A 25,432-nucleotide genomic window follows, 5' to 3' on the forward strand; every position below is an offset into this window, starting at 1 on the left:
CGCGCCGGGCGCTCCTGCCAATTCCGGCTTCGTTCGTGCTGTGGCAGACTCTCCCGGTAAGGAGAGTCCATGTCACGTCCCTACTGTACCCGCTGCGCCCGTCCCCTTAGTCATTGCCTCTGTCCGCTGATCCCGCATCTGCCCAGTCGCACCCGGGTGCTGATCCTGCAGCATCCCAGCGAGGTGTCCCATGCGCTGAACACCGCGCGGCTGGCTGCGCTCGGCCTGACCAACGGCGAGCTGAGGGTGGGTGAGAGGTTTCCCGAACTGGAAGCGGAGATGGCTGACGGAGCCTGGCATGACTGCCTGCTGTTCCCCGGCGAGCAGGCGACGCTGGTGGGCAGCCAGGCCCCGGAGCGGCCGCTGCGCCTGATCGTGCCGGACGGCACCTGGCGCAAGGCGAGCAAGATCCTGCACTGCAATCCATTCCTCGCGGCCCTGCCGCGGGTCACCCTGCCGCCCGGGCTGCAATCCCGCTACCGCTTGCGCAGGGCTCCGATGGCCGGGGCGCTGTCGACTCTGGAGGCGATCGTCGGGGCTCTCAATCTGCTCGAGGGGCCGGGGCGTTTCGATCAGTTGCTGGCGCCCTTCGAGGCGCTGATCGAAGGGCAGATCGCGGCGATGGGAGAGGAGGTTTACCGGCGCAACCACCTTGAGACGAAGCGGTAGCGACGACGCCTCGATTCAGCCGGCGCTCGGCCGGGTCTTCTGCTTGAGGATGTAGAGGGTCACCAGCGCAGCGCTGGTGAGGAGGAAGATCCGTGCCGGCAGTACCGGTACGAAGTAGCAGGACAGCAGGATGCTCGTCCACATCAGGCCGATGGCGTAGACCTTGCCTTTCAGCGGGATGCCTTCGCCATCGAGGTAGTCGCGAATCCAGGGGCCCAGGTGCGGATGGGTGACCAGCCAGGTGTGGAAGCGCCGCGAGCTGCGCATGAAGCAGGCGGCAGACAGCAGCAGGAAGGGTGTGGTCGGCAGCAGCGGGACGAAGATGCCGACTACACCCAGTATCAGACTGAGCAGGCCGATGCCCAGCAACAGATAGCGCACCAGGCGATTCGGATGCTCGCGGATCTCCCGGGACATGCAGTCCTCAGTGGCGCGGCTTGAGCAGCGCGGGCTTCTCTTCCGGGGCGTTGAACAGAAGGAAGAGGGCGGTGAGCAGCTCTGGAATCTGCTCAATCATTTCGTTCATGAGGTCCTGATCGCGGGCGATATCGGAAAACTCCGGCTGTTCGTCGAACAGGCCGGAGCCGACCATGATCGGCAGCAGCAGCTCGCTGACCTCATCCTCGGCATTCTCGAACCAGATGTCCTCGCGCAGGAACACGCCTTCCATGAAGCCGATGCACCAGCCGCGCAGGTCGGAGTCGTCCGGATCGTCGCCCAGGTCGAGTTCGCAGGGCAGTTCGGGATCATCGTCGCTGGCCAACTGACGGGCGATGTGCGCCTTGAGCTGAATCAGGGTGCCTTCGATCTCTTCGCGCTCGGCGTCGCTGCGGTAATGCGGCGGTTCGGCGAACAGGGCGTCGATCCACTCGCGCTCGGGCACCTGTTCCGGGCAGATCGACAGGGCGGTCAGGTAGCCGTGGGCAGCCACGTAGTCGAGTGCCTCGTCATGCAGATCGTCGGCATCGAGAAAGGCTTGCAGGCGGGACAATTGCTCGGCGAAGGACATGGTGCAGCTACCCTGTAGGTTATTGAGGCTCGATTTTAGCCCGGATATCACCAGGCGGGGCGCCGGGCCGCGGTTTTTTTCATGGCGGACGGCCCGCAAGCGCTGGCCGAGAACCGTGTCCGCCGACCGGATGCACTCCCATCTCACGTATAATGCCCGGCTTTCTCGGTCAGCCAGGTCCCGAGCGGACGCTGCCGCACACGTGGGGTACCCATGCTCGAACAGGCTCAGCGCATCCTCAAAGACGTCTTCGGTTACGACGCCTTCCGCGGCAATCAGGCGGCGATCATCGAGCGCGTAGCCGGGGGCGGCGATGCCCTGGTGCTGATGCCCACCGGCGGCGGCAAATCGCTCTGCTACCAGGTGCCGGCGCTGCTGCGCGAGGGGCTGGCGGTGGTGGTTTCGCCGCTGATCGCGCTGATGGAGGATCAGGTCGCCACCCTCGACGAACTGGGCGTGGCGGCAGTGGCGCTGAATTCCACCCTGAGTCCGGACGAGCAGCGGGAGATCGCCGAGCGCATCCGTCAGGGGCGGATCAAGCTGCTCTATCTGGCGCCGGAGCGACTGGTCCAGCCACGCATGCTGGCCTTCCTGCAGCACCTGGACATCGCCTTGTTCGCCATCGACGAGGCCCACTGCGTATCCCAGTGGGGACACGATTTCCGCCCGGAGTATCTGCAGCTCGGCCAGCTCGCCGAACTCTTCCCCAAGGTTCCGCGCATCGCCCTGACCGCCACGGCGGACAAGCGCACCCGCGAGGAGATCGTCCAACGCCTGCACCTGGAAAACGCCGAGCGCTTCCTCTCCAGCTTCGACCGGCCGAACATCTTCTATCGGATCGTCGCCAAGGATCAGCCGCGCAAGCAATTGCTGGGCTTTCTCGCCGAGCGTCGGGGCGACGCCGGAATCGTCTACTGCATGTCGCGCAAGAAGGTGGAAGAACTGGCCGCCTTCCTCAGCGAGCAGGGCTTTCCGGCCCTGCCGTACCACGCCGGGTTGTCCAACGAGTTGCGGGCCTATCACCAGAAGCGTTTCCTCAACGAAGAGGGGCTGATCATGGTGGCGACCATCGCCTTCGGCATGGGCATTGACAAGCCGAACGTGCGTTTCGTCGCCCATCTCGATCTGCCCAAGTCGCTGGAAGCCTATTACCAGGAGACCGGTCGGGCCGGCCGCGACGGTCTGCCGGCAGATGCCTGGATGGCCTACGGCTTGCAGGACGTGATCTTCCTCAAGCAGATGCTCAGCAATTCCGAAGGCGACGAGCGGCACAAGCGGGTCGAACAGCACAAGCTCGACGCCATGCTCGCCCTCTGCGAGGAAACCCGCTGTCGCCGCCAGGCGCTGCTGGCCTATTTCGACGAGGAGATGGCCCAACCCTGCGGCCACTGCGACAACTGCGTCGACGGCGTGCAGACCTGGGATGCCACCGAGCCGGCGCGCCAGGCCCTGTCGACGATCTACCGCAGCGGCCAGCGCTACGGCGTCGGCCATCTGGTGGACATCCTCCTCGGTCGCGACAACGACAAGGTGCGCGGCCTGGGCCATCAGCACCTGTCGGTGTTCGGCGTCGGCAAGGCGCATAGCGAAGGGGAGTGGCGCACCCTGTTCCGTCAGCTGGTCGCCCGTGGCCTGGCGGATGTGGATCTGGACGGCTTCGGTGGGCTGCGTCTGAACCCGGGCTGCAGGCCGCTGCTGCGCGGCGAGGTGTCCTTGGAGCTGCGCCGCGATCTCAAGCCGCAGGTGCCGAAGCCGACCGCCAGCGCCGCGAGCCAACTGGTGCGGGGCGAGGAGCGCGAGCAGTGGGAGGCACTGCGAGCCCTGCGCCGCAAGCTAGCCGAGGAGCACTCGGTGCCGCCGTACGTGATCTTCCCGGATGCCACCCTATTGGAGATGCTGCGCAGCAAGCCGCGGACCCTGGCCGATATGGCAGGGGTCAGTGGCGTCGGCGCGCGCAAGCTGGAACGCTACGGCGAGGCCTTTCTCGAAGTGCTCAACGCGTCGGGCGAGGCGCCCAAGGCGGTCGGCGATCTGCGTCACGAACTGATCAGCCTGGCCTGCGCCGGGATGACTCCGGCACAGATCGCTCGGCAATTGAATTGCTCGGAAAAGAACCTGTATAGCTTGTTGGCCGAGGCCATCGGTCGTCAGCAGATCAGTCTGGAGCAGGCGCTGGATTTGCCGGAAGAGCTGCTCGGTGAGATCCATGACGCCTTCCTCGACGGCGAAGGCGAGCTGCCGCCGGTGGCCGCCGTGGCAGGGCAGTTCCATGGACGCGTGGCAGACGGTGTCCTGCACTGCGTGCGGGCTGCACTGCAGGCCGAGTTCGAGCTGTAGTGGCGAATCCAACCGCCTGGCTGCCACTCCGGCATCGGGCCGCTGTCTACAGGATAGGTTGTCCGTGGCCGTCGGCCCGGGGGCTAAGTCATGGAGCTCTTTCTCGCTTATAGTTACGGTTAGCTCACTAATAATTAGTCCAAATAGAGTTACGAGCTCGAAATGTCCCAGTTAGATCAGCATCGATTTGCGATGCAGCTTGCTCTCCTGTCTCGTTCCTGGCGCGCCGAGCTGGATCGCCGCCTGTCCGACCTGGGGCTGTCGCAGGCTCGTTGGCTGGTTCTCCTGCATCTGGCCCGTTTCCAGGAGATCCCGACCCAGCGCGAGCTGGCCCGGAGCGTGGGTATCGAGGGGCCGACCCTGGCTCGTCTGCTGGATGGTCTGGAGGCCCAGGGGCTGGTCAGTCGCCAGGCCGTTCCCGAGGATCGGCGAGCCAAACGGGTCATCCTGAATGCTCCGGCGCTGCCGCTCATCGAGCGGATCGAGCGGATTTCCACGGAGTTGCGCGAGGAGCTTTTCTCCGGCATCGACCCGGAGGAGCTGCGCCGTTGCCAGCAGGTCCACAAACAGATCCTGGCCAATCTGGAAAGACCCAAGCCGAGGAAGCGAGCGCCGCTATCATAGTCGGCGTCTTTCTCTAGCGAGTGCTCCGTCATGCTCAGTTCGAAGCCAGAAATCGTCATCACCTACTGCACCCAGTGCCAGTGGCTGCTTCGCGCCGCCTGGCTGGCGCAGGAACTGCTCAGCACCTTTGCCGAGGATCTCGGTAGGGTGAGTCTGGAGCCGGGCAGCGGGGGCGTATTCCGCATAACCTGCGACGGCCGGCAGATCTGGGAGCGCAAGGCCGATGGCGGTTTTCCCGAGGCCAAGACGCTCAAGCAGCGGGTCCGCGATTGCATCGATCCGGGACGCGATCTCGGTCACAACGACCGCCCCAGGCAGGGCTGAGAGTCTGGGGCTCATCATTCCCCCGAAGAGGGACAGACGGCGAGAGGCGGGGTGTCACGGAATCGACTTCCGGCGGTCACAGGGCCTTCATTCCGGGCGAAGAAGATCGGTTAAACACCGTCGGAGACGCTCATGAGTCGCCCCCTGCATGATGTCAAACCGACCAAGCAGTCCGTTCGTACCCTGTGGATCTCCGATGTCCACTTGGGTACGCGCGATTGCAAGGCCCAGCATCTGGCGAGTTTTCTCAAACGCTACAAGCCGGAGACCCTCTACCTCGTCGGCGATATCATCGATGGCTGGAGGTTGCGCGGTGGCATCTATTGGCCCCAGACCCACTCCAATGTCATCCGGCGCCTGCTGACCATGAGCAAGCGCGGGACCGAGGTGATCTACGTGACCGGCAACCACGACGAGTTCCTGCGGCGCTACTCCAAACTGGTGCTGGGAAATATCCAGCTGGTTGACGAGGCCGAGCATGTGACCGCCGACGGCCGGCGGTTGCTGGTTATTCACGGCGATCAGTTCGACGTGATCACCCGCTATCACAAGTGGCTGGCCTTCCTGGGCGATTCGGCCTATGGCCTGACCCTGACCCTGAATCGCTGGCTCAACCATTGGCGCGAGCGCTGGGGTTATGGCTACTGGTCGTTGTCCGCTTACCTCAAGCACAAGGTCAAGACCGCGGTCAGCTTCATCAGCGACTTCGAGGAGGCCATTGCGCACGAGTGCGTCAAGCGCGGGCTGAGCGGGGTGGTCTGCGGTCACATCCACCATGCGGAAATCCGCCGGGTGGGGGCGGTGGAGTACCACAACTGCGGCGATTGGGTCGAATCCTGTACCGCTCTGATCGAGCACTGGGACGGCCACATCCAGCTCTACCGCCTGGCTGAGGAACAGTCACTGCGCGGGCATAGGAGGTCCAAGCGAGCAGACGTCGCCGAGCCCGTCGCATAAGGCTCCGCATCGTCAGCGATGCCTGGCTGCTGTAGGGCATCCGCCCGACGTACGCTGGCGTCAGACGATCACCTTGTCACGGAGTTTCTCCGCGGCCTGGCGAAGGGCCAGGATGACCCGCTCCTTGTCGAAGTTTTCGATGCCGTTAGTATCGAGATACATGGAGAAGCCGGGTAGCTCGTGTTCGATGAAGCTGGACACCGCCCCTAGGTCCCGGCGGAAGTCGACGATCTGGTAGATCTGCACTGGCCGGCTGAAGCCCTTGACGGAAATCTGGCCCTTGTCGCGGCACATGATCACGTCCTTGACCAGCGAGTAGGTTTCATGGGAAACGAGGATTTCCCCGGCTTCCGAAGCGCTTTCCAGGCGGCTGGCGAGGTTAACTTCGCGACCGATGATGGTGTAGTCCATCCGGGTATCCGCACCGAAGTTACCCACTGTGCAGTAGCCGGTATTAATCCCCATGCGGATCTCCAGCGGCTTGGTGATACCCTGTGCACGCCATTGCTGGCGCAGGACCTTCATGTGCTTACGCATGGCGATGGCCATGGATACCGCAGCCAGCGCATCCTTCTTTGCTCCTTGGCTGGCTGGGTCGCCAAAGAAGACCATGATGCAGTCGCCAACGAATTTGTCGATAGTGCCACCGTATTTCAGGGCAATTTTCGACATTTCATTCAGATAGTTGTTGAGCAGGTCGGTGAGCTCTTCGGCTTCCAATTCCTCGGAGAGCTCGGTGAATCCCTTGATGTCCGAGAAGAACACGGTGAGCTTCTTGCGCTGAGTTTCCAGGCGCACGCTTTTCCTACCGGTGAAGATCGATTCCCAGACCTGCGGCGACAGATACTTGGCAAGGCTGCTCGCCAGTCGCGCGGCCTTCTCCTGTTCTCGTTTGATCTCGCCGCGAACTTGAATGAGGCGCAATCCTTGCTGATGGACGAATCCAGCCGTGATGCAGACATAAAGCATGGTAAAGGCGATGCTCACCAAGGCGACTAGGTTGGGAGTGGTGCCCTGGAAAGGCTTTCCAATCAGGCCATTGGCCAGGAGCCCGCTGCTGACCGTTACCATCAGGGCTACGGTCAGGTGCCGTAGACCTCCGCTCATCAGTGCGCTGAAACACAAGGTCAGCAGGAACATCAGGCTGGGTACTATCGAGAACCCCAGAAAGGCTGCGCCGATCCCCGTATGCAAGGCATCGATGAAAAGCAGCACCTGCGTGGCCTGGGTCGGATGCTCCCGGCGGAATCCTTGGCTGAGGTGGTGGGCCAGATGGGGATAGAGCAGGGCGTAAGGGACCAGCCAGAGAATGTCGTAGCTGAAATACTGAGCGTAGGTGCCCGCTGCCACGCTAGCAGCACCAGCGATATAGGCCAGCATGCGCGAGTAGTACTCGCGCAGGGATGAGCCTGGCGCCTCGTCAATATTGCTGCAGATGATGTCTTTCATTGAGAGGGGTATCCCGCTGTGTCTGGCGACTCTACAAAGGACGCCTCGGGGTATGGATGATCGGATCCAGGCAATCGGCGGGAAGATAGCCACACGCGCATTGGCAACAATCGTGACTCCTTCCGATGGATACGCGCTCGGACCGCATCGGTGCAGTCCCATGGTTCAGCTTCAAGTCGGCCACTAAATTCCCATGCTGACTAGACTTTGAAGAATATTCCGCAATGTTGCTGCCAAGGTCGGATGCTCGACCTCGAAACGCTCCACGGCCAAGTTCACCCCGTCCACCAAGCTCTCATCCGGGACGCCCCCGGCCTCTCGAGCCAATTGCAGCTCAAGATCCTGAGCCAGTGCACTCAACTGGGCCCGTTCTTCATCGCTCATCGACGGATTCTGCGCCAGCTGATCCCGCAGTTGTTGCAAGTGCTGCTGGAGATTTTCAGGCATAGGAGGTTCTCCTGTTGAATTGGGGGCTTAGGATGCAACCTACGTTCCTACTTTGGAAAATATGGCTAATCATTCCTATCCATGAAAAAGAATAATTCAGAGAAAGCGCTTCTGCTTGATCCGAGTCAATTCGCCATCAGATAGCACAAGGCCTCACTCTTCCTCTTTCTTGATGCCAGCTCATCCAGTCTCGGGGCCGATGGTTGGAGGGGCTGCCTGATCTCAATGCTCTTGCCGCAAGTAAGGGGGCAAGCTGGCAGGCCTACCGTCTACAGACCGGCTTTGAGATCAGCCAAGCAGCCGGACGGCTGAAGAACAATGCCGTCAAATGCGGCGGCGAGGTGTCGAGCGATGGCATGAGGTGATTCCGGGCATGAGAGTGCGAATTATTGATGTGGCAATGTGACATATATGTGACGGCGGTAGTGCCCAAGAGGGGCACTGTCCAGGCCGGAAATGGAGGCTGAAGCCGGGGGATGGTGAGGGTGTTCCTGAAAAAACAGCCAGCAATAGGTAGGATTGCCAGGATTTAGGGCTCCCTTATTTATTCGTGTCTGCATAGAATACTTAGCTGGCTATATAAAATTGCCCTCCGGCATGCCCTGATCGGGAGCCGCGGCTGTTGTTATTTTGCGAGGAGGTACTGCAATGCATGTGAGCGCTGCCGACTGGACTGGACGAGTGGGGCGCATCCTGGCTTGTGCCAGCATGGCTTTGTTGCCCGTGGTGGCTTCGGCTGCCGTCGAGGAGGATCCCTGGGAAGGGGTCAACCGGAAAGTTTTCCGTTTCAACGATACGCTCGATGCTTATGCGATAAAGCCCGTAGCGAAAGGTTACCAGTGGATTGCGCCGCAGTTCGTTGAAGATGGCGTGCACAACTTCTTCCGTAACGTCGGTGAGCTCACCAACCTGGCCAACGACCTGCTGCAGGGCAAGATGAAGGATGCCGGTGTAGATACGAGTCGGCTCTTGATCAATACCACTGCTGGTGTTCTCGGCTTCGTCGACGTGGCTACCAAGATGGGGCTGGAACGCAACGACGAGGACTTTGGCCAGACCTTGGGAGCCTGGGGGGTCAAGAGCGGTCCCTACATGGTTCTTCCGTTCTTCGGCCCAAGCACCATTCGCGATGCTGGCGGGATGGTTGGGGACATGTTCACTCAGCCCTACTTCTATATAAACAACTCGGCTGTGAATTACGGTTTCTTCGTCGCCCAGGTCATCGATACCCGCGCCAGTCTCCTGTCGGCTGAAAAGATCATCACGGGCGATAAATACATCTTCGTGCGTAATGCTTACCTGCAGAACCGCGAATTCCGTGTCAAAGACGGTGAAGTGGTCGACGACTTCTAAGCAATCCACCAGCTTTTATAACCAGCAGGCATAGGCAGTGGGCATGCGATCCGCTGCCGCTGGTGCGGGGTTGAATCATGGTGCCGATGGGAGTACCGTCTGCGCCGTTGAGCGAACCCAGTATCTGCGCTTTGGCTTCTGGCCGGGCGTATCCGCCAGTTCAATCCTTGGCGCCGTCTGCCCGGATATCACATGCACAATCCCAGTGCCACGCTGCTGATCATCGATGACGACGAGGTTGTTCGCGCCAGCCTCGCAGCTTACCTGGAAGATAGCGGCTTCCGGGTCTTGCAGGCGGGTACTGCGTTGCAGGGGCTCGAAATTTTCGAGCAGGATGAGCCCGATCTGGTGATCTGCGATCTGCGGATGCCCCAGATCGATGGCTTGGAGCTGATCCGCAGAATGGGAGAGCAGCGGGCCGAGACCCCGGTTATCGTGGTCTCCGGTGCGGGCGTCATGAGCGATGCCGTCGAGGCGCTGCGTCTCGGGGCCGCTGATTATCTCATCAAGCCTCTGGAAGATCTGGCCGTGCTGGAGCACTCGGTTCGTCGAGCTCTGGATCGATCACGGTTGCGCTTCGAGAATCGACGTTATCGCGAGAAGCTCGAGGCCGCTAATCGTGAGCTTCAGGCCAGCCTCAATCTGTTGCAGGAAGACCAGAACGCCGGGCGGCAGGTTCAGATGAACATGCTGCCGGAGACGCCTTGGGAGGTGGATGGTTTTTGCTTCGCGCACAAGATCATTCCATCGCTGTATCTCTCGGGGGATTTCGTCGATTACTTCCGTGTCGACGAGCGGCGTGTGGGCTTTTACTTGGCCGATGTCTCGGGGCATGGGGCCTCTTCGGCGTTTGTCACGGTACTGCTCAAGTTCATGACTACACGCCTGCTCTACGAGTATCGCCGCGTGTCTTCATTCAAGCCCTCTGATGTGCTCGCCCACATCAATCGCGGTCTTATCAACTGCAAGCTCGGCAAGCATGTCACCATGCTCGGTGGAGTCATCGATGAGGAGGCGGGGCGCTTGACCTATTGCATCGGGGGGCATTTGCCTCTGCCGATTCTCTACAGGGATGGGGAGGCCTCCTACCTCGAGGGCAGGGGCTTGCCTGTCGGTTTGTTCAAGGAAGCCACGTACGAGAACTACGAATTACCGTTGCCGGAGTCCTTCAGTCTGACGCTGATGTCCGACGGTATTTTGGACCTTTTGCCAGGTGGCACACTCAAAGAGAAAGAGGCAGCGCTTCCCCAGGTGGTGAAATCTGCAAGGGGCAGTCTGGATGGGTTGCGCCAGGTATTGGGGTTGGCCGAGTTGGGCGAGATGCCGGACGATATCGCCTTGCTCGTATTAAGCAGGAATCTTGGATGAACACCGGTAAAATCCAGTTCGCTGAGCAGTGCGGAACGTTCGTGCTGAAATTTGTCGGGGAAATCCGGCTGACACTTTGTTCGGCCTTGGATGCCACCATTGAGCGTATTTTCGCTGCCCTGAATTTTTCGGCCATCATCATTGATCTGACTGAGACTCAGAGTATCGACAGCACGACTCTGGGGCTCTTGGCCAAGCTTTCGATTCTATCGAGGCAGAAAGTCGGACTGCTACCCACAGTAGTAACGACCCATCCGGATATCACGCGGCTATTGCAGTCTATGGGCTTCGACCAAGTATTCAATATCGTTGATCGACCGATTCCCTGCCCTGAGTCCTTGTCCGAGCTTCCCTCCCAGGATCAATCTGAGGAGGTTGTGAAAGAGAAAGTGCTGGAAGCCCACCGGATTCTCATGGGGCTGAACGAGTCCAATCGAGATGCCTTTCACGACTTGGTCAGCGCCCTTGAGCGCCAATGATTGGCTATCACTCCCAGCGGGGCGCCGTGTAGGGCACCCGCTTCGTTTCAAACCTTTCCTGCCAGTAACGATTCCAGCTTGATCTGGTCCCGGGCGAATAGACGGATGCCTTCGGCCAGTTTCTCGGTAGCCATGGCGTCTTCGTTGAGCGACCAGCGGAACGCTTTCTCGTCCAGTTGCTGACATGCTTCTCCGGCTCCGCCTGGTGCCAGTTTTCGCTCTAGGGAGCCCTGGTCTTCAGAGAGTTGTTGCAACAGCTCGGGGCTGATGGTCAGGCGGTCACAGCCGGCCAATTGCTCGATCTGGCCGATGTTGCGGAAGCTCGCACCCATCACTACCGTATCGTAGCCGTTGGCTTTGTAGTAGTTGTATATCCGTGTCACCGACTGCACACCGGGATCTTCGGCTCCGTTGAAGTCTCGACCCTCCGCCTTCTTGTGCCAGTCGTAGATACGCCCGACGAAGGGGGAGATCAGGAAGGCTCCGGCATCGGCGCAGGCAGCAGCCTGTGCGAAGGAGAACAGCAGGGTTAGGTTGGTGCGGACTCCGCTTTTCTCCAGCTGTTCGGCAGCTCGAATGCCTTCCCAGGTGGCGGCTATCTTGATCAGTACGCGTTCCGGACCGATGCCTGCCTTGGCGTAGAGATCGATCAGGCGTTCGGCGCGCTGAATGGTTGCCTGGGTATCGAACGACAGGCGTGCATCCACCTCTGTCGAGATTCGCCCGGGAATCACCTGGAGAATCTCCTGGCCGACCGCGACGGCGAAGCGATCGCAGGCCAATCCCAGGTCGCTCGCGCAGCCCGTGACGGCTCGATCCAGCAGTCCAGCATAGCGGGGGAGAGCGGCTGCCTTGAGCAGTAGCGACGGATTGGTGGTGGCGTCGACCGGTTTGAGGCGGGCGATGGCATCCAGGTCGCCAGTGTCGGCGACCACAGTGGTGAATTGCTTGAGTTGCTCCAGCTTGGATGTCATGGGACGGTGTCCTTTTTGCGATTTCCTGACCTTACCTGAGGGAAGGGTAGCGCTCAACGGGGGTATGGCAGGTATCTGCATTGGCAGACAAAGCGAGACTTTGATGTCCGATGCCCTGAAGTGGTTCCATCCTCTGTCGGCAGCGATCAGCGTCCTTCGAGTAGATCCAGCGCTTGATCAAACAGCGCTAGCGGGTTCGCGGCCTTATGTATGTCCACCGACAACAGCTGTCGGAAGCGCCTGGCCCCCGGAAAGCCTTGGCTCAAGCCCAGTACATGGCGGGTGATATGGTGCAGAGCGCCGCCTTCGGCCAGATGGTGCTCGATGTAGGGGCGCAGCCGCTCCAGTGCGTCATATCGGCTGGTCACCGGAATTGGGCTGCCGAACAGCTCCTGATCGACTCGGGCAAGCAGGTAGGGGTTGTGATAGGCCTCGCGCCCGAGCATCACACCGTCGAAGGCCAACAGGTGTTCGCGGCATTCCGAGAGAGTCTTGATTCCGCCGTTGAGTATGATTTCCAGATCGGGGAAGTCGCGCTTCAGCTGTTGTGCGACGTCGTAGCGCAGGGGCGGGATCTCGCGGTTCTCCTTTGGAGAGAGCCCCGTCAGAATGGCGATGCGTGCATGCACGATAAGGCTCCGGCAGCCGGCTTCGCTGACCTGCCCGACGAAATCACAGAGCTCGGCATAGGAGTCGCGTCCATCGATGCCGATACGGTGTTTGACGGTCACCGGAATGGACACCGCATCTCGCATGGCTTTCACGCAATCGGCCACCAAGGTCGGATGGCCCATCAGACAGGCGCCTATCATGTTGTTCTGTACCCGGTCGCTGGGGCAGCCCACGTTCAGGTTGACCTCGTCGTAACCCGCACTCTCGACCAGTCGTGCGCAGGCCGCCAGTTCACCCGGGTTGCTGCCGCCCAGCTGCAGGGCTAGCGGGTGCTCGGTCTCGTCGTGACGAAGGAAGCGCTGGGCATCGCCATGAAGCAAGGCGCCAGTGGTGATCATCTCCGTATAGAGCAGGGTGTGCTTCGATAGCTGGCGCAAGAAGAATCGGCAGTGTCGGTCCGTCCAATCCATCATCGGCGCAACGCAGAAGCGGCGGGACGGCTCAGGCCGCGTGGTTACTGGGGTTGCGCCTTGTTTCATGGGGTCTCCAGCGTGTGTCATGCGGGTGTCTTTTTGGGCGCTTTTTGGTGGTTTCGGGGTGTTTTTTCAGGCTCGGTGGTACAATGTACCACTCGACTTCCCGCTTGTACCACCTGCCAGGAGGGCGTACCACCATGGCCACGATCAGATCGCGCAAAAGGGCTGACGGCTCGGTCAGTTACACCGCGCAGATACGAATCAAAAGGGATGGCGTGCAAGTTTATCAGGAGAGCCAGACCTTCGCCCGCAGGAAGGTCGCCGAGGCCTGGGCCAAGCGGCGGGAAAGCGAACTGGCCGAGCCGGGCGCCATCGAGCGTGAAGCTCGCGCCAGCGTCACGCTCCGGCAGATCATCGAGCGCTACCTCGACGAGCACGACGCGACCCGTCCTCTGGGCAAAACCAAGGAAGCCTCCCTGCGGCGCATGGCGGCCTGCCACCTGGGCGAGCTGACCGACCGCGAGATCACCAGCCAGGCGCTCGTCGACTTCGCCCAGTGGCGCATGGGCGAGGAGGGCGGCGGCGTCCAGGCGCAGACCGTCGGCAACGACCTCGCGCACCTCGGCGCGGTGCTGTCGATCGCCAGACCGGCCTGGGGCTACGAGGTGGACGGCAACGCCATGGCCGACGCCCGGCGCGTGCTCAAGCGCCTGGGCCACAAGATGCGCAGCGTGGAGCGTGACCGCCGCCCCGCGCTCGAGGAGCTGGACCGTCTGCTGCAACACTTCTGCTCGGTGCTGGCCTACCGCCCGACCTCGATGGCGATGCCCAGGGTCGTGCTTTTCGCCCTGTTCTCCAGCCGCCGGCAGGAAGAGATCGTCCGCATCCGCTGGGAAGACCTCGACGAAGACCGCCAGCGCGTGATGGTGCGCGACATGAAGAACCCCGGCGACAAATGGGGCAACGACGTCTGGTGCCACCTGCCCGACGAAGCCATGGCTATCGTCCGCAGCATGCCGCGCGCCTTCGACGAGATCTTCCCCTACACCGTGGACGCCATACAGGGCGCCTGGGCCCGCGCCTGCGAAGCCTGCCGGGTCGCAGACCTGCACTTTCACGACCTGCGCCACGAAGGCGTCAGCCGGCTGTTCGAGATGGGCTGGGACATTCCCAAGGCCGCCAGCGTCTCCGGCCATCGGGATTGGAACGCGATGCGTCGCTACACGCACCTGCATGGGAACGGCGACAAGTACGCCGGCTGGGAGTGGCTGCCGAAGGTCCTGGCCATGCCAGTGACCTACGGCGCCTGGGTGGAGAGAAAGAAGCGGCCGTCAGGCGCGCCGGCGGTTTAACTGCTCGCACTCCTTCACGGCAGCGGCCCGCTGGGCATCGATGTAGTTCGCCAGATCGTCGATGTGCACGCCCCGCGGCGCCTTGTTGCTCGGCTCGATGCGCGTGATCGGCAGCCTGATCTTGCCCTCCAGCACCTTGCGCTCGAGCATCGCCGGGCACAGGTGCGTGAAGTAGTCCGCGCAGATCTGCTCCAGCGAGATGAACAGTTGGCCGTGGTACTGCGCCAACAACAGAAATTTCGTGTTCATGCCGCCTCCTTATCCGTAATGCCCTGCGGCCGCAGCCGGTCGGCAAGGGTGGTCAGACGCTCGGCCAGCGTGCGGGCGTCCTTCTCTTTCAGCGTGACGCCGAGGCTCCGCCAGCTCGCCGCGGCCAGCCGGTGGTTGGCCGCCGACTGGCGCAGCAGGCCGGCGTGGGTTGTGTTCAGCGCCTGCGCATCGTCCAGGCGCAGCGTCAGCTCCTCCAGCGCCTCGGTCGCGTTGTGGCGGGTCTGGTCGCGCTCCTTCTGTACGCGCTGCAGCTCGCTGCGGGTGGCGGCCAGCAGGCGTTCGGCGCCGCTGCAACGCTCCGCCGACTCGTCCAGCTCCGCATGCAGGCGCGCTTCTGCCGCGTCGAAGCCCTCGCGGTAGCCGATGGCATGGCCGCGGCGAAAGCCTTCGTTGCGGGCGGGCCAGTAAACCGCCACCGCCGCGAGCAGCGGCAGGGCGATGAGGATGGCCAGAGCGACGATCTGTTGGGTCGTCAATTCCATGGTTGCTGTGCTCCTTTCGAGCCGCGCCGGCGGCTGTGGTGGACCGGCGCGGGTGGGGTCATGCCACGTCCGTGGCGGCCTGTTCCGCCCGGTCGAGAAACTCGGCCAGATGGCGGAGGTAAACGATACGCGGCGCCCGTGCGCTGTCGTGCAAGCGCGACAGTGGCAGGTCGATGTGTCCGGCGCGGATCGCTGCCCGCAGGTGCCGCTCGGTGCTGATGTGCGGGAGGTGGTCGCGCAACAGCTGCTCTACGGTGATGTAGTTGCAGCCATAGCGCCGGCGCAGCAGCTCCAGCGTGCTGGACTCCCCGCGCCCCTCCTGTGGGAGTGCCGGACTGTCTGTCGTCACGCCTGCCTCCTATGCAGCGCGGCGCCGGTGAGATCAATCGGCAGCGTGCTCATGCGGCCTCCTGTTCGTCATCCAGCAGGTGGAGGCGGGCGAAGGCGAGCATTTCGCGTGCCTCGGCCAGTGCCTCGTCTTCCGTGTAGGTCCGGTCGGGAACGAACTGGGCATCCCGGCGCTCCACCTCTGGCCAGTTCTCGACTGGCCCCGAGTAGTCGAAGCCGGCAGGGCGGAAGTAGAGGTTTGCCTTGCCGATATGGCCGCTGATGGAGAAGTGTCCGTGCCAGCGGCCTTGGGCGTTGATCTGCAGAACGGTATCGAGGGTCAGCATGATCAGAAAGTCGATGTTCGGTTTCATGCGGCATCCCCTTCGAACGGGCCAAAGTCGATGGAGGAAGGGCGCAGGCTGGCGGCCTTATTGCTATCGCCGACGATCACGCGAAGGCCGGTGCGGCGCTGGATGCGGGCGATGACGGTGGGGTTGGAGGCGGCAGTCGGGTGCAGGTAGACCGGGCAGCGGGGGAGGGGCTTGCTGTGTGGGGTGGGCATTGCGGAAGGCTCCGTACTGTGGTGAGTACGGATAAATTACATATTGTATTTTTGGCAGTCAATACTTAATGTATTATTATGGTTGTGGTGAGCCATGTTGATCGATCAAGGTCTCCAAGTGATTAAGGGTGGGCCTGTGCTTGAAGCGGCCGATCTATGATGTGGGTAGTGACAAGGGGCTCTACTCCCACCAGTGGGACAAGGCACAGGCAGCTTGAAGGGCTATCCTACAAAGCATAGATCAGCCAAATTATTCAATTAATGAGGATGATAGTGTGATTTGAACAGTATAGCCTTTGAGGGGGCTTTTTAGCTGCGACGTCGAGGGATGCTTAAAGGTTGTGCAGGTTCGTGCGCTTTTAGGCCTCTATCTCCAGTGAGAATTTCGACGGCATATCCTGCCCTAGCGTAGTACTCGGCTACGTCCTTAATGGTGGCGTCACCAATAGTTAATTTTTGTGCGGCAAGCGCAGGCCATGCGTCAGCAAGAGTGTGGAGGTGTTTGGGTTCCCATAGCTCTGTTTGTTCGGTAAACGCGACCCATGGTGATTTTGCGTCTGCTGCTTCACGGAGGTTGCAGGCTAAAGCTTTGGCGCACTCAAAACGATTGTTGGGTGCCTGGGCTATGTGGTTGCCAGTTTCAATCAGTGTGGCTAACGGTAATACTAACGTGCTGTGCTGTTTTAGCTCATGTTCAAGTAGTTTGCAGATTCGTGCGTGGTTCCAGCGGTCGCTCTCTGGGCCTGCCTCTTCTTTTCCTGGAACTTTAAGCCAGCAGCACAGAACGGAGGTATCCATTATTAGGATGCGCTTAGTCACTCTGCGCCTCCTTCTGCTTTTTCAATCTGCGCGCTGGTAATGCTTTGTTCAATGAGCCCTTGGCTGGAAAGGCGACCGATGGGGCCCTGTGCTAGTAATTTTGGTAGTTGATCGATATCTTCTAGCAAAGTAAGCACGCTATATCCGGTAGATGGATCGCGATTGGCAACTGTGATGAATGGCACCATCTCGTTCCCCATTGCATCCAACAAAGCTGGGTTGTGGGTTGTGACTAAAATATCGACGCTGCGCTGATTTCCTATTGTCTTGAGCATGTCAAGAAGTAAGCGGGCTCTAGATGGATGAAGTCCATTGTCTACTTCCTCAATCACAAGCAAGCTATATTTGGGGCGCGTCAGAAGTGCTGTCAGTATGGCAAGGAACCGTAAAGTCCCATCGGACATGCCTCGGGCATCAACTGTCGGTGTATCGCCATCATCCTTCCAATACTCTTCACAGTAGAGCATTGCATCAGAATTAAACTTCCCGACTGTTTCTGCATAGACTCTTCGGATGTCGCGCTCTGGCAGTTTTCTAGCATAGCTGGTCAGGACTGCTTCGATCTCTTGCTGCTTTTCCTTAGGTAGTGCGGCTAGTACGCCTGCTATATTTCGTGCGTCCGGATCAAGCCGCTCTGATAGGGGGGAGTAAGCTCGCATATGCGATGGAATTGGGTCGAGAATAAATATATCGCGCAGAGCTGAAATAACCAGGCTGACACCGTCCTGTATTTCTTGTCTCAACTTCTGTCCGACTAGTTGGAATAAAACTGAATGTGTACGGCTAATCTGGCGTGGAGAGCCCTGTTTCTCGTTGTATAGGCGGGCTACGATTGTCGGTGAGTCATCACTACAAGCATCAGTTCTGAATAGTTTAATGTTGCCGGCTTGTGATTTTCTAATGCCGTCCTTGCCCAGTCGATATTTGACCCGTATTAGTTGTTCTGCGTGCAGGTCACAGCGGTTTTCCCGGATGCTGCCTTCCAGTCGGTACTCGTAGTCTGTGAGGTCGTCGGCTCGGCATGTAATGCCCAAAGCGAAGGTTGAGCCTGGTCGCCTAGCTGCCCATTCGATACCGCCACGGAGGGGAACCTGTACTCCATCGCCTTGCAGGGCAGAGGTCAGCATGGTTCCAGACGCAGTGCGATTTAGCAGTAGCAGGGCATCCAAAGCATTTGATTTGCCACTGGCATTGGTACCGACTAATACCGAGAGCGGATCAATATAAAGGGTAGCTTTCTCGTAGCTCTTCCAATTCTCGAGCAGTAGCTCAGTGATCATGAGGGCTCCGTGCAAAGGCTATTGGATTAATATGAGAAATCATACCGTCAAAATTCCGTCCATTAGGCGAGATAGAGGTAATTTGGCAAGCATTTATATGGACACGCCTTGGTGACTCTCCCGAAGTTAATACCTGATCTTGCTGGGCGGTACGATTCCCCCAACCGCATGCATATGCTCAATCTCGCTACGCGGAATAGTCAGCCGCCCATAGTTTGCGTTGACCGACATAAGGCTCACGCACTCGTTGTTGGCGTAGAGCAGTTCCTTGACCATCTGTTGGCCATCGGTGCGGCGGACCATGACATATTCGCCGGGTACCGGCTCTCGGTTCGGCTCGCACCAGACGGCCCAGCCATCTCGGATGGCCGGCGACATGGACTCGCCGCGCACGCGCAGGGAGTAGGCGTCTGGGTCGCAGGAGGGAATGTCGATCCAGCCGTCTGCGTATTCGAGTACATCCCAATATCCATCTGGGCCTAACTGGGCGATTCCCTTCATTGGCGCGCGCCGAAAGGCTTTGGGCTCCAGCTTTCCTTCGTGGACGAGGGTGCTTTCTTCAGCTGCGGTGGATGGCGCCGACACTACCAGGGGCGGTAGATCGAGCATCTCCAGCATGCGGTTGATGACCTCCAGCTTCGGTTCGCGGCGGCCATTGAGCCAGTGGCCGATCGCGCCCTGGGTCACTCCCATGCGCTCGGCCATCTGTTCCTGACTGATCTGCCGTTCGCGCATCCGCGCTTTGGCTTGTTCGTACCATGTCTTCATACGCTAGAGCCTACAACGTGTATTGCTATCGGCAATCTACATGCTGTATTTGCTTGCACCTTGTAAGCACAAAATGTATTGTTCTGACTGAGACTCATCGGAGGACACCATGAAAGGGCTAAGGGCTATCCGCACGGCGGCTCAAATCACTCAACAGCAACTGGCCGAAAAGCTCAGCCTGACGCAGGCCGCTATCGGTCATTACGAGAAGGGGCGCCGACAGCCGAAGCTGAGCGAGGCGCGTCGGCTGGTCACTGTGCTCAACGAACTCGGCGCGGAATGCACGCTGGATGAGGTGTTTCCACCGGAAGGGGAAGAGGACGCGCAAGCCGCGTAGAGGAAAAGGCGCTGGCGGGGCACCCACCACGGTAACCCCCGCCAGCATGACGTCGCACAGCAAGCACCACGTCGCGGCAGATGATAGGCGATTGCGCCTTTGTCTCGCCATGGCGTGGGCGAGGAATTAACGCCAATGTCGAGAATCGACCCCACCCGTGGCCTCGGCCCTGTTCTGACCCTGGAACAGGCCGTGGATCACGACACTCGCCGCGAGCGCGGCGGCCCGGTCGCGGTTTGCGCCACGCTGGGCTTTTCCTACAACAGCTACCAGAAGAAGTTTTCCATCAGCTATCCGGACCACCTGCTGAGCGTGCGCGACTTCGAGCGCTGGCTCGAACTGGTGGAGGCGGCGGAGACGCTGCGCACCATCGCGCGCATCAAGGGCGGCGTGTTCTACCGCCCGAAGCCGGTGCCGGCCACGGCAGATGCATTGCAGGCGCTCGCCGACGTGCTGACCCGTGAGGGCCGCTTCGTCGGCAGCTTGCATATCGGGCTGGCCGACGGCCGTTGGGAAGAGCGCGAAGTGCTGCAACTGGAGCGCCACGGCAACGAGGTGATCGAGGCGGTGCTGGCCATCATGGCCGGCGCCCGCGAAGCGATGGAACGCGCCCAGGAGGTGGAGCATGGCTGATCTGTGCGACGTCGCCGACGGCCTGATCGAGCAGCAACTCGCCATCGCCCTCGACCGCCATCACGCCCAGCGCCCCACCGGCGCCGGCGCGCTGGAGTGCGAAGACTGCGGCGACCCCATCCCGGCCCCACGCCGCGCGGCGCTGCCGGGCTGCGTGACCTGCGTGGACTGCCAGGGGCTGAGGGAGCGGCGTAGATGAGCGGCAAGATCGATCTGCAATTGGCCGACCTGCCATTGCTGCTGCGCTTCATTCCGGCGGATAGCCGGGAAGTGTGGATTCAAGTGGGTATGGGGTTGAAAGCCGAGTTCGGCGAGTCGGCCTTCGATGCCTGGGACGATTGGAGCCAGTCCGGTACGGGCTACAGCCCGTGCGATGCCAAAACGGTGTGGCGCTCGTTCAACAAGGCCGGCACCGGGATGGGGACTGTCATCAAGCTGGCGAAGGACGCTGGCTGGTTGCCCGAGAAGCGCGAGCAGAGCCGAGAGGACAAGCGGAGACTCGCCGAGCAGCTGGAGGCGCGGCGCAAGGCGCGTCAGGCCGAGGTCGAGGCGGACGAGGCTCGTTCGGCACGGATGCGCGAGGCAGTGGCCGAGGCGTGCGGTCGGATCTGGGCCGAGCAGTGCGGAACCGAGGGCGAGAGCGACTATCTGCAGCGCAAGCAGGTAAGCGGCCACGGCGTGGGCTACTTCTCGCGGCTGGTGGTGCTGGAGATCGACGATCAGGCCGAGCGCTGCCAGGTCTGGATCGGCGAGGACGCGCAGCGCTGGCTGGGCATGGTGCCGAAGCCACGCCCGGCGCACCTGTCGATGTTGGTATTTCGCAAGGGCTACATGGCCGTGCCGCTGCGCGATGCGGCGGGGCGGCTGTGGGCGTTGCAGTCGATCAACGGCCAGGGCACCAAGCTGTTCCCGAAGTACGGGCGCAAGCAGGGCTGCTTCCACCTGATCGGCGAGCCGGCCGGCGCGGCGGTGCTGGCGGTGGCCGAAGGCTACGCGACGGCCGCGAGCGTGCATGAAGCCACCGGCTGGCCGGTGGCGGTGGCGTTCGACGCCGGCAACCTGCTGGCGGTCGGCCGCGCGCTGCGCGAGCTGTACCCGGAAGCGGCGCTGGTGTTCGCTGGCGACGACGACCCGACGCAGCCGGACAACCCCGGCCGCACGAAGGCCGAAGCCGCCGCAGCGGCGTTGGGCGCAGTGGCGGCCTTTCCGTCACTGCCGGCCGAGGCAATGGAGGACGCGGCGTGATGGGCGAGGTAAGGAAGCTGGACTGGAACGACCTGCACGTGGCCCACGGCCTCGATGCCGTGCGCGCGCAGCTCGCGCAGGCACTGACTCTTCCCCGCACCCCATCTGAGGTGCAGCCGGCCGACACGCCGGAGCCAGCTGCGGCGACCGAGGGGGCAGGGGAGGACGAAGAGGCCAAGGCGCGGCGGGAGGCCGCCATTGCTGCGAAGGTCTTCCAGAGGTTCGCGCTGGTCGAGGGCAAGACGGCGGTCTTCGACATGCACAAGCAGACGGTCCTCAAGAAGTCGGCCTTCGAGGCGCTGGTGACCAAGCCGGTAGCCACCGCCTGGTTCGGGCGGATGGACAAGAAGCTGATCGCCGAGGATCAGGCGCAGCGGCTGGTCGATCAGGCGAAGCTGGCCGGAAAGGCGACGCGCGAGGGCGGAACGGAGATGTCGCCGACCGAGCGCTACGTCTACATCGACGGCACCAAGGATGCCTGGGACGTGGCCAAGCGCCGGCGTGTACCGGAAGGCGCGGTGAAGATGGCCCTCGGCGACGCCTACGGCCTGTGGCTGAACAGCCCGCAGCGGCGCACGGTGGACATGGATCACATCGTCTTCGACCCGACCATGACCAAAGACCCGGAGGTGTACATCAACACCTTCGAGGGCCTGCCCATGACACCGGTGGACGCGCCGGAGCTGTGCCAGACGCTGCGCTGGATGATCGGCTTCCTGTGCAATGGCGACCCGAAGGCCACACATTGGCTGACCTGCTGGCTGGCGTACCCGCTGCAGCACTTGGGCGCGAAGATGGACACGGCCGTGCTCATGCACTCGACGATGGAGGGCTCGGGCAAGAGCTTGCTGTCGGCGGACATCATGGGCGCGATCTACGGTGCCTACGCCGCCACGGTCGGCCAGGCGCAACTGGAGTCGAACTGGACGGTGTGGCAGTCGAACAAGCTCTACGCCGTGTTCGAAGAGGTGGTCAGCCGCGACCAGCGTTACAACCAGGTCGGCAAGATCAAACACATGATCACCGGCAAGACGGTGCGGATGGAGTCGAAGTTCGTCAACGGCTGGGAAGAGGCGAACCACATGAACGCCGTCTTCCTCTCCAACGAGATCATGCCCTGGCCGATCAGCGAGAACGACCGGCGCATGCTGGTGATCTGGCCCGAGGAAACGCTGCCCGAGGAACGACAGAAGGCGGTAGAGCAAGAGTTGGCGAATGGCGGGCTGGCGGCGCTGTACGGCTACCTGCTGAGCTATGACCTGGGCGACTTCAACCGACGCACCCGACCGCCGCATACCGAGGCGCGGGAGCGGCTGGTGGCCCTGAGCCGGGCCAGTTGGGAGAGCTTTCTCGTGGCTTGGCGGTACGGAGCGCTGGGCGTGCCCTTTGGCTTGGCGCGCACAGAAGACATCCACGACCTCTTTCTGGTGTGGTGCTCGCGCAACCGCGAACACACCCTGAGCACGACCAAGCTCTCGCAGTTCCTCTCCACCCAGGTGCCCAAGACAAGCGGCCAGATCGGCTGGTTCGGCGACGACGGCATCCGACGACGGTCGATCCTCTTCGTGCCGGAGGGCGAGACGCTGGACCTCAGCGACGGCAAGGCCGTCGGCGCGAAGATACGGGCCTTTCGCCGTGCGGCCTACTGGGCCGGCTGGGGGCCGGATAAGTGGGAGAAGTGCCTTGGCTTCACCGTGCCCATGGAAGCGGAAAGACCCAAGGAGGTGCCCGATGCCTCGCCTGTCTAGGGTTGCTAGGGGTTGTCTAGGGGCGAATTCGCCAACCCTAACCAGCGCAAACCCGCGCCGTTGCTGGCTTAGCGGGAGTCTGTCTAGGGTGTCTAGGGTTCATGCGGGCGCGCGCGTACGCGAGCGGGTTTTTCCCGGTAACTGACGGCGCCTCGATGCGTGCCGACGAGTTTTTCTCATGCGTGAAGGAAAACCCCTAGCAACCCTAGACACCCTAGTAAAAGCCTATGAAGCCTTTGAAATTAAAGGACTTTTTGTAGCTAGGGTTATAGCTAGGGTTGAGGGTTTTCCGACTAGGGTTCGATTCGACCAGAAGGAGAGCAGGAATATGGCGGTTGAGGGCGTAGAAAAGGGCCAGGTGCGCGCAGGCGGCATGGTATCGGCGGTGGACGACCTGCTGCGCCAATGGGGCCAGGAACTCGCCGCGCCGGCGCTGGAGGCCTCCGTGCGCTCCCCGCTGGGCGACACCGACCAATGGCTCGGCGGCGGCCGTAGCAGCGGCGGCGAGCGCGGCCTGGGCGTGGCGGCGCTGTTCGCCCAGTACAGCCGGGTCTGCCGCGTGGTGGACGACGTGCTGCGCTCCCTGAGCGCCCCACGTGAAGAAGGCGGCCTCGGCGGCCGCGGGCTGACGCTCTACACCCTGGCCAAGGTGCGCTACGTCCACGCCGGCGAGCAGCCCCCAGTGGCCGCCCAGCTCGCCGAGCTGGCGATCAGCGAACGCACCTACCGCACCCAGGTGGCCGAACTGCACCGGGCCGTGGCGGAGCGGCTGGAGAAGCGGTTGCGGGAGGCGGATAGGGCGGCTTGGCGGGCTCTGATGGTTGGGGCGGCGTGAAGGGTGGGTGGCTGGAAAGTGAAAGGCCCGGTGGGGAGGGCGGGCCTTTGGGGGACGTGGCGGTTAGGCTGGTGGTCCGGACCGCTAGCGTGATGATCGCCAGCAATTTGTATCGATAGGCAAGGCGGCGCTGTGGTCTACACCAATCTCTATGTTTTAGATTGTTTTTAGGTTAAATTCGAAATTCTTATTTGGTTTTTAGTTTTATCCCCCAGTAGCTCAGTTAGTAGAGCGCCTTCATCACGTGAAGGAGGTCGTAGGTGCAAGCCCTACCTGGGCAAGGGTTTTCTTCGAGAGTCTTTGCCCAGTGGCTTTCCAATGTTCTTGGGAAGCGGTTGCCTTTGAGCATTCGCGTGGCGTACTAACGCCTGCCCATCACAGTTCTCAAAGTTCTCATTTATCCACCTTACACAGTTCATATTCTGTGTTTCATCAACTTCCATTCCGTAGATGTATCTGGCTCCGCCCATTAATACCCCGTGATGTATTGCTGCTTTGGTGTTGAAAATCCCTGCAAGCTGTATCGGTCCTCCAGTTAGAGGGTCATCCCCGGAGATCACGTGGTGATACAAACAGGAATAATAAGATCTGCTATAGCCAGAAATATCAGATCTTTCGAAATTATTGCGGTATCTGTTTTTGTATATTCCTCCTCCAGAGCCAGATGCAGTTATGATCCCTGTTTGGTTGGGGATTTTTAATTCGTTTGATTCCCAGCCTTTGGCCTTGCTCCATTTTATTTCAAATGCGGCAAAGGAGTATTTTTTTATTCTCGTTGCGTAGATAATGCTAAATTCATCTAAAGCGCATTTTGTAGGGTAGGCGCCAAATGAACGCTTGATTAGATTGTAGATTAGTTGGAAGCGTTGGTGTGGGCTGGGTTCTACTTCGAAGACTTCGCATGAATCTATGTATGTCATTACTTGGGATGTGATTTGAGAGCAGAATGTTACATCTCCACAATACCCAAGGATGTCCGGATACTTACTTGAGCAGTAAACTTTTCGCCCGGAGTCCCAGGTGACTTGGCTGCTCCAGCTTAATCTGCTGTCGCTTGCAATATATAATGATGATTGTTTGTTTTGGTCATATGTGATCCAGCTGATGAGGGTTGTCATTATTGGGCTTAATGCTTTTTGGCTATTGACGAAAACTGGTAGCGTATGGAGTCGCTAGGTGTGACCGGTAGAGTATTCCAGTCCCCCTATGTCAAACAGTTTGTTTTGTGGGTTTTATGGCTAATTTAGTCGATTTCGGTTTTATAAACCTCGTGGCTCAGCGCCTGTTAGCTCTCCTGAAACGCTGCGAACTTCTCGGCTAGTTCCCTGCCCACCCACCTGCGAAGGTTACTCCCGCTGCCGCCAAATCGGCAGCCATGGTCGGGACGGCGTGAAGTGCGGATAGTAGCTGAAAGCGAAAGGCCCGGCGGGGAGGAGCCTTTGGGCGGTTGTGTGATGGCCAGTCGTAGGGTGGGTAACTCGCGTAGTGATTACCCACCGCTGGCATCGGTAGACAAGGCTGCGCCGTTGTCTACCCTACTTGCTGCAATACAGAGCCAACAGGCTGCGTCGGGAAGCACTGGTAAGGTTCTGGAGTTTCCAAAGAGGGAGCGCTGAGAGCGAAAGGCCAGACGGGGAAGGGCGGGCCTTTGGGTGAGTGCGTGGTGGTCAGCCGTAGGGTGGGTAACTCGCGT

Annotated in this window: 29 protein-coding genes, 1 tRNA gene and 1 pseudogene; 16 read left to right on the forward strand and 15 right to left on the reverse strand. The window is 60.8% G+C overall.

Features of this window, described 5'->3' with window-relative positions:
- Positions 1–69 precede the first annotated feature (69 nt).
- Complete coding sequence (locus ACFOJE_RS20200) at positions 70–669, forward strand: tRNA-uridine aminocarboxypropyltransferase (protein ID WP_377816765.1); 600 nt, start codon at positions 70–72, stop codon at positions 667–669.
- A 15-nt stretch (positions 670–684) separates the two neighbouring features.
- Here ACFOJE_RS20200 and ACFOJE_RS20205 read toward each other — a convergent pair whose 3' ends face one another.
- Both ACFOJE_RS20205 and ACFOJE_RS20210 read right to left on the reverse strand, forming a co-directional pair.
- A complete protein-coding gene (locus ACFOJE_RS20205; RefSeq protein ID WP_377816766.1) occupies positions 685–1,086 on the reverse strand; it encodes a YbaN family protein in 402 nt (133 codons plus the stop codon).
- A gap of 7 nt (positions 1,087–1,093) precedes the next feature.
- Entirely contained in the window at positions 1,094–1,678 is a 585-nt protein-coding gene (locus ACFOJE_RS20210; protein WP_377816767.1) for a UPF0149 family protein, read from the reverse strand.
- A gap of 213 nt (positions 1,679–1,891) precedes the next feature.
- Here ACFOJE_RS20210 and recQ point away from each other — a divergent pair, with 213 nt between their 5' ends.
- The 4 genes from recQ to ACFOJE_RS20230 all read left to right on the forward strand — a co-directional run bounded on the left by recQ (position 1,892) and on the right by ACFOJE_RS20230 (position 5,920).
- Complete coding sequence (gene recQ / locus ACFOJE_RS20215) at positions 1,892–4,015, forward strand: DNA helicase RecQ (protein WP_377816768.1); 2,124 nt, start codon at positions 1,892–1,894, stop codon at positions 4,013–4,015.
- Positions 4,016–4,177: 162 nt separating this feature from the next.
- On the forward strand, positions 4,178–4,639 hold the full coding sequence (locus ACFOJE_RS20220; protein WP_377816769.1) for a MarR family transcriptional regulator: 462 nt from the start codon (positions 4,178–4,180) through the stop codon (positions 4,637–4,639).
- 30 nt (positions 4,640–4,669) lie between these two features.
- Positions 4,670–4,963, forward strand: a complete 294-nt coding sequence (locus tag ACFOJE_RS20225; RefSeq protein ID WP_377816770.1) for a SelT/SelW/SelH family protein — start codon at positions 4,670–4,672, stop codon at positions 4,961–4,963.
- A gap of 132 nt (positions 4,964–5,095) precedes the next feature.
- On the forward strand, positions 5,096–5,920 hold the full coding sequence (locus ACFOJE_RS20230; RefSeq protein WP_377816772.1) for a UDP-2,3-diacylglucosamine diphosphatase: 825 nt from the start codon (positions 5,096–5,098) through the stop codon (positions 5,918–5,920).
- Between the two features lie 60 nt (positions 5,921–5,980).
- Here ACFOJE_RS20230 and ACFOJE_RS20235 read toward each other — a convergent pair whose 3' ends face one another.
- Positions 5,981–7,369, reverse strand: a complete 1,389-nt coding sequence (locus tag ACFOJE_RS20235; RefSeq protein ID WP_377816773.1) for an adenylate/guanylate cyclase domain-containing protein — start codon at positions 7,367–7,369, stop codon at positions 5,981–5,983.
- Positions 7,370–7,552: 183 nt separating this feature from the next.
- Positions 7,553–7,816, reverse strand: a complete 264-nt coding sequence (locus ACFOJE_RS20240; RefSeq protein ID WP_377816774.1) for a DUF4404 family protein — start codon at positions 7,814–7,816, stop codon at positions 7,553–7,555.
- A 648-nt stretch (positions 7,817–8,464) separates the two neighbouring features.
- Between ACFOJE_RS20240 and ACFOJE_RS20245 the strand changes: the two genes are divergently transcribed.
- From ACFOJE_RS20245 to rssC, 3 genes are all read left to right on the forward strand, one after another.
- Positions 8,465–9,169, forward strand: a complete 705-nt coding sequence (locus ACFOJE_RS20245; RefSeq protein WP_377816775.1) for an MlaA family lipoprotein — start codon at positions 8,465–8,467, stop codon at positions 9,167–9,169.
- A gap of 192 nt (positions 9,170–9,361) precedes the next feature.
- Positions 9,362–10,537: a two-component system response regulator RssB gene (gene rssB, locus ACFOJE_RS20250; protein WP_377816776.1), complete on the forward strand. Its 1,176-nt coding sequence runs from the start codon at positions 9,362–9,364 to the stop codon at positions 10,535–10,537.
- On the forward strand, positions 10,534–11,016 hold the full coding sequence (gene rssC, locus ACFOJE_RS20255) for an anti-sigma factor antagonist RssC (protein ID WP_377816777.1): 483 nt from the start codon (positions 10,534–10,536) through the stop codon (positions 11,014–11,016). Before rssB ends, rssC begins: the two co-directional genes overlap by 4 nt.
- A gap of 47 nt (positions 11,017–11,063) precedes the next feature.
- Here the strand turns inward: rssC and tal are convergent, their stop codons facing one another.
- Positions 11,064–11,990 (reverse strand): transaldolase, encoded by a 927-nt coding sequence (gene tal, locus ACFOJE_RS20260; protein WP_377816778.1) that lies wholly within the window; start codon positions 11,988–11,990, stop codon positions 11,064–11,066.
- Positions 11,991–12,136: 146 nt separating this feature from the next.
- Entirely contained in the window at positions 12,137–13,141 is a 1,005-nt protein-coding gene (gene dusA, locus ACFOJE_RS20265) for a tRNA dihydrouridine(20/20a) synthase DusA (protein WP_377816779.1), read from the reverse strand.
- 134 nt (positions 13,142–13,275) lie between these two features.
- On the opposite strand from dusA, the gene ACFOJE_RS20270 reads away from it, so the two are divergent.
- The gene (locus tag ACFOJE_RS20270) at positions 13,276–14,430 is read left to right on the forward strand and encodes a tyrosine-type recombinase/integrase (protein ID WP_377816780.1); all 1,155 of its coding nucleotides are present in this window, start codon (positions 13,276–13,278) and stop codon (positions 14,428–14,430) included.
- Here the strand turns inward: ACFOJE_RS20270 and ACFOJE_RS20275 are convergent.
- From ACFOJE_RS20275 to ACFOJE_RS20310, 8 genes are all read right to left on the reverse strand, one after another.
- Positions 14,410–14,679, reverse strand: a complete 270-nt coding sequence (locus tag ACFOJE_RS20275) for a pyocin activator PrtN family protein (RefSeq protein ID WP_377816781.1) — start codon at positions 14,677–14,679, stop codon at positions 14,410–14,412. The genes ACFOJE_RS20270 and ACFOJE_RS20275 overlap by 21 nt on opposite strands.
- Positions 14,676–15,182: a hypothetical protein gene (locus tag ACFOJE_RS20280; protein ID WP_377816782.1), complete on the reverse strand. Its 507-nt coding sequence runs from the start codon at positions 15,180–15,182 to the stop codon at positions 14,676–14,678. Before ACFOJE_RS20280 ends, ACFOJE_RS20275 begins: the two co-directional genes overlap by 4 nt.
- Positions 15,183–15,240: 58 nt before the next feature.
- Positions 15,241–15,531: a pyocin activator PrtN family protein gene (locus tag ACFOJE_RS20285; RefSeq protein WP_377816783.1), complete on the reverse strand. Its 291-nt coding sequence runs from the start codon at positions 15,529–15,531 to the stop codon at positions 15,241–15,243.
- Positions 15,532–15,580: 49 nt separating this feature from the next.
- Positions 15,581–15,883, reverse strand: coding sequence for a hypothetical protein (locus ACFOJE_RS20290; RefSeq protein ID WP_377816784.1), 303 nt, complete (start codon positions 15,881–15,883; stop codon positions 15,581–15,583).
- Complete coding sequence (locus tag ACFOJE_RS20295) at positions 15,880–16,074, reverse strand: hypothetical protein (RefSeq protein ID WP_377816785.1); 195 nt, start codon at positions 16,072–16,074, stop codon at positions 15,880–15,882. The genes ACFOJE_RS20290 and ACFOJE_RS20295 overlap by 4 nt, the downstream gene beginning before the upstream one ends.
- A 309-nt stretch (positions 16,075–16,383) precedes the next feature.
- Entirely contained in the window at positions 16,384–16,893 is a 510-nt protein-coding gene (locus tag ACFOJE_RS20300) for a hypothetical protein (RefSeq protein WP_377816786.1), read from the reverse strand.
- Positions 16,890–18,173, reverse strand: coding sequence for an AAA family ATPase (locus tag ACFOJE_RS20305; protein ID WP_377816787.1), 1,284 nt, complete (start codon positions 18,171–18,173; stop codon positions 16,890–16,892). The genes ACFOJE_RS20300 and ACFOJE_RS20305 overlap by 4 nt, the downstream gene beginning before the upstream one ends.
- A 126-nt stretch (positions 18,174–18,299) precedes the next feature.
- On the reverse strand, positions 18,300–18,941 hold the full coding sequence (locus ACFOJE_RS20310) for a LexA family transcriptional regulator (protein ID WP_377816788.1): 642 nt from the start codon (positions 18,939–18,941) through the stop codon (positions 18,300–18,302).
- 109 nt (positions 18,942–19,050) lie between these two features.
- Between ACFOJE_RS20310 and ACFOJE_RS20315 the strand changes: the two genes are divergently transcribed.
- The 7 genes and pseudogenes from ACFOJE_RS20315 (at position 19,051) to ACFOJE_RS20345 (ending at position 24,020) form a co-directional block, all read left to right on the forward strand.
- Entirely contained in the window at positions 19,051–19,278 is a 228-nt protein-coding gene (locus ACFOJE_RS20315) for a helix-turn-helix transcriptional regulator (RefSeq protein ID WP_377816789.1), read from the forward strand.
- A 135-nt stretch (positions 19,279–19,413) separates the two neighbouring features.
- On the forward strand, positions 19,414–19,911 hold the full coding sequence (locus ACFOJE_RS20320) for a phage regulatory CII family protein (protein WP_377816791.1): 498 nt from the start codon (positions 19,414–19,416) through the stop codon (positions 19,909–19,911).
- On the forward strand, positions 19,904–20,110 hold the full coding sequence (locus ACFOJE_RS20325; protein ID WP_377816792.1) for a TraR/DksA family transcriptional regulator: 207 nt from the start codon (positions 19,904–19,906) through the stop codon (positions 20,108–20,110). Before ACFOJE_RS20320 ends, ACFOJE_RS20325 begins: the two co-directional genes overlap by 8 nt.
- Entirely contained in the window at positions 20,107–21,156 is a 1,050-nt protein-coding gene (locus ACFOJE_RS20330) for a PriCT-2 domain-containing protein (protein WP_377816794.1), read from the forward strand. The genes ACFOJE_RS20325 and ACFOJE_RS20330 overlap by 4 nt, the downstream gene beginning before the upstream one ends.
- Before the next feature lie 80 nt (positions 21,157–21,236).
- A pseudogene (locus tag ACFOJE_RS20335) lies at positions 21,237–22,904 on the forward strand (primase-helicase family protein); the annotation flags it as partial.
- A gap of 328 nt (positions 22,905–23,232) precedes the next feature.
- Positions 23,233–23,739: a hypothetical protein gene (locus ACFOJE_RS20340; RefSeq protein WP_377816795.1), complete on the forward strand. Its 507-nt coding sequence runs from the start codon at positions 23,233–23,235 to the stop codon at positions 23,737–23,739.
- A 210-nt stretch (positions 23,740–23,949) separates the two neighbouring features.
- Positions 23,950–24,020 (forward strand) — tRNA-Val (locus ACFOJE_RS20345).
- On the opposite strand, the gene ACFOJE_RS20350 is transcribed toward ACFOJE_RS20345, so the two are convergent.
- Positions 24,009–24,857: a hypothetical protein gene (locus tag ACFOJE_RS20350; protein ID WP_377816797.1), complete on the reverse strand. Its 849-nt coding sequence runs from the start codon at positions 24,855–24,857 to the stop codon at positions 24,009–24,011. The two genes, ACFOJE_RS20345 and ACFOJE_RS20350, sit on opposite strands and share 12 nt — an antisense overlap.
- Between the last annotated feature and the right edge of the window lie 575 nt (positions 24,858–25,432).

Origin of the sequence: Azotobacter bryophylli (assembly GCF_042643485.1) — a bacterium.
In the GTDB taxonomy this organism is placed as follows: domain Bacteria; phylum Pseudomonadota; class Gammaproteobacteria; order Pseudomonadales; family Pseudomonadaceae; genus Azotobacter; species Azotobacter bryophylli.

Excerpts from the sequence above, each read along its gene's own strand:
- ACFOJE_RS20270 (WP_377816780.1), top strand. The coding sequence starts at position 13,276 with ATGGCCACGATCAGATCGCGCAAAAGGGCTGACGGCTCGGTCAGTTAC.
- ACFOJE_RS20245 (WP_377816775.1), top strand. The coding sequence starts at position 8,465 with ATGCATGTGAGCGCTGCCGACTGGACTGGACGAGTGGGGCGCATCCTG.
- ACFOJE_RS20340 (WP_377816795.1), top strand. The coding sequence starts at position 23,233 with ATGGCGGTTGAGGGCGTAGAAAAGGGCCAGGTGCGCGCAGGCGGCATG.
- tal (WP_377816778.1), bottom strand. The coding sequence starts at position 11,990 with ATGACATCCAAGCTGGAGCAACTCAAGCAATTCACCACTGTGGTCGCC.
- ACFOJE_RS20350 (WP_377816797.1), bottom strand. The coding sequence starts at position 24,857 with ATGACAACCCTCATCAGCTGGATCACATATGACCAAAACAAACAATCA.
- ACFOJE_RS20325 (WP_377816792.1), top strand. The coding sequence starts at position 19,904 with ATGGCTGATCTGTGCGACGTCGCCGACGGCCTGATCGAGCAGCAACTC.
- rssB (WP_377816776.1), top strand. The coding sequence starts at position 9,362 with ATGCACAATCCCAGTGCCACGCTGCTGATCATCGATGACGACGAGGTT.
- ACFOJE_RS20330 (WP_377816794.1), top strand. The coding sequence starts at position 20,107 with ATGAGCGGCAAGATCGATCTGCAATTGGCCGACCTGCCATTGCTGCTG.
- ACFOJE_RS20295 (WP_377816785.1), bottom strand. The coding sequence starts at position 16,074 with ATGCCCACCCCACACAGCAAGCCCCTCCCCCGCTGCCCGGTCTACCTG.
- ACFOJE_RS20305 (WP_377816787.1), bottom strand. The coding sequence starts at position 18,173 with ATGATCACTGAGCTACTGCTCGAGAATTGGAAGAGCTACGAGAAAGCT.
- ACFOJE_RS20235 (WP_377816773.1), bottom strand. The coding sequence starts at position 7,369 with ATGAAAGACATCATCTGCAGCAATATTGACGAGGCGCCAGGCTCATCC.
- ACFOJE_RS20275 (WP_377816781.1), bottom strand. The coding sequence starts at position 14,679 with ATGAACACGAAATTTCTGTTGTTGGCGCAGTACCACGGCCAACTGTTC.
- ACFOJE_RS20290 (WP_377816784.1), bottom strand. The coding sequence starts at position 15,883 with ATGAAACCGAACATCGACTTTCTGATCATGCTGACCCTCGATACCGTT.
- ACFOJE_RS20230 (WP_377816772.1), top strand. The coding sequence starts at position 5,096 with ATGAGTCGCCCCCTGCATGATGTCAAACCGACCAAGCAGTCCGTTCGT.
- ACFOJE_RS20205 (WP_377816766.1), bottom strand. The coding sequence starts at position 1,086 with ATGTCCCGGGAGATCCGCGAGCATCCGAATCGCCTGGTGCGCTATCTG.
- ACFOJE_RS20315 (WP_377816789.1), top strand. The coding sequence starts at position 19,051 with ATGAAAGGGCTAAGGGCTATCCGCACGGCGGCTCAAATCACTCAACAG.
- recQ (WP_377816768.1), top strand. The coding sequence starts at position 1,892 with ATGCTCGAACAGGCTCAGCGCATCCTCAAAGACGTCTTCGGTTACGAC.
- ACFOJE_RS20220 (WP_377816769.1), top strand. The coding sequence starts at position 4,178 with ATGTCCCAGTTAGATCAGCATCGATTTGCGATGCAGCTTGCTCTCCTG.
- rssC (WP_377816777.1), top strand. The coding sequence starts at position 10,534 with ATGAACACCGGTAAAATCCAGTTCGCTGAGCAGTGCGGAACGTTCGTG.
- ACFOJE_RS20320 (WP_377816791.1), top strand. The coding sequence starts at position 19,414 with ATGTCGAGAATCGACCCCACCCGTGGCCTCGGCCCTGTTCTGACCCTG.
- ACFOJE_RS20310 (WP_377816788.1), bottom strand. The coding sequence starts at position 18,941 with ATGAAGACATGGTACGAACAAGCCAAAGCGCGGATGCGCGAACGGCAG.
- ACFOJE_RS20225 (WP_377816770.1), top strand. The coding sequence starts at position 4,670 with ATGCTCAGTTCGAAGCCAGAAATCGTCATCACCTACTGCACCCAGTGC.
- ACFOJE_RS20240 (WP_377816774.1), bottom strand. The coding sequence starts at position 7,816 with ATGCCTGAAAATCTCCAGCAGCACTTGCAACAACTGCGGGATCAGCTG.
- dusA (WP_377816779.1), bottom strand. The coding sequence starts at position 13,141 with ATGAAACAAGGCGCAACCCCAGTAACCACGCGGCCTGAGCCGTCCCGC.
- ACFOJE_RS20210 (WP_377816767.1), bottom strand. The coding sequence starts at position 1,678 with ATGTCCTTCGCCGAGCAATTGTCCCGCCTGCAAGCCTTTCTCGATGCC.
- ACFOJE_RS20280 (WP_377816782.1), bottom strand. The coding sequence starts at position 15,182 with ATGGAATTGACGACCCAACAGATCGTCGCTCTGGCCATCCTCATCGCC.
- ACFOJE_RS20200 (WP_377816765.1), top strand. The coding sequence starts at position 70 with ATGTCACGTCCCTACTGTACCCGCTGCGCCCGTCCCCTTAGTCATTGC.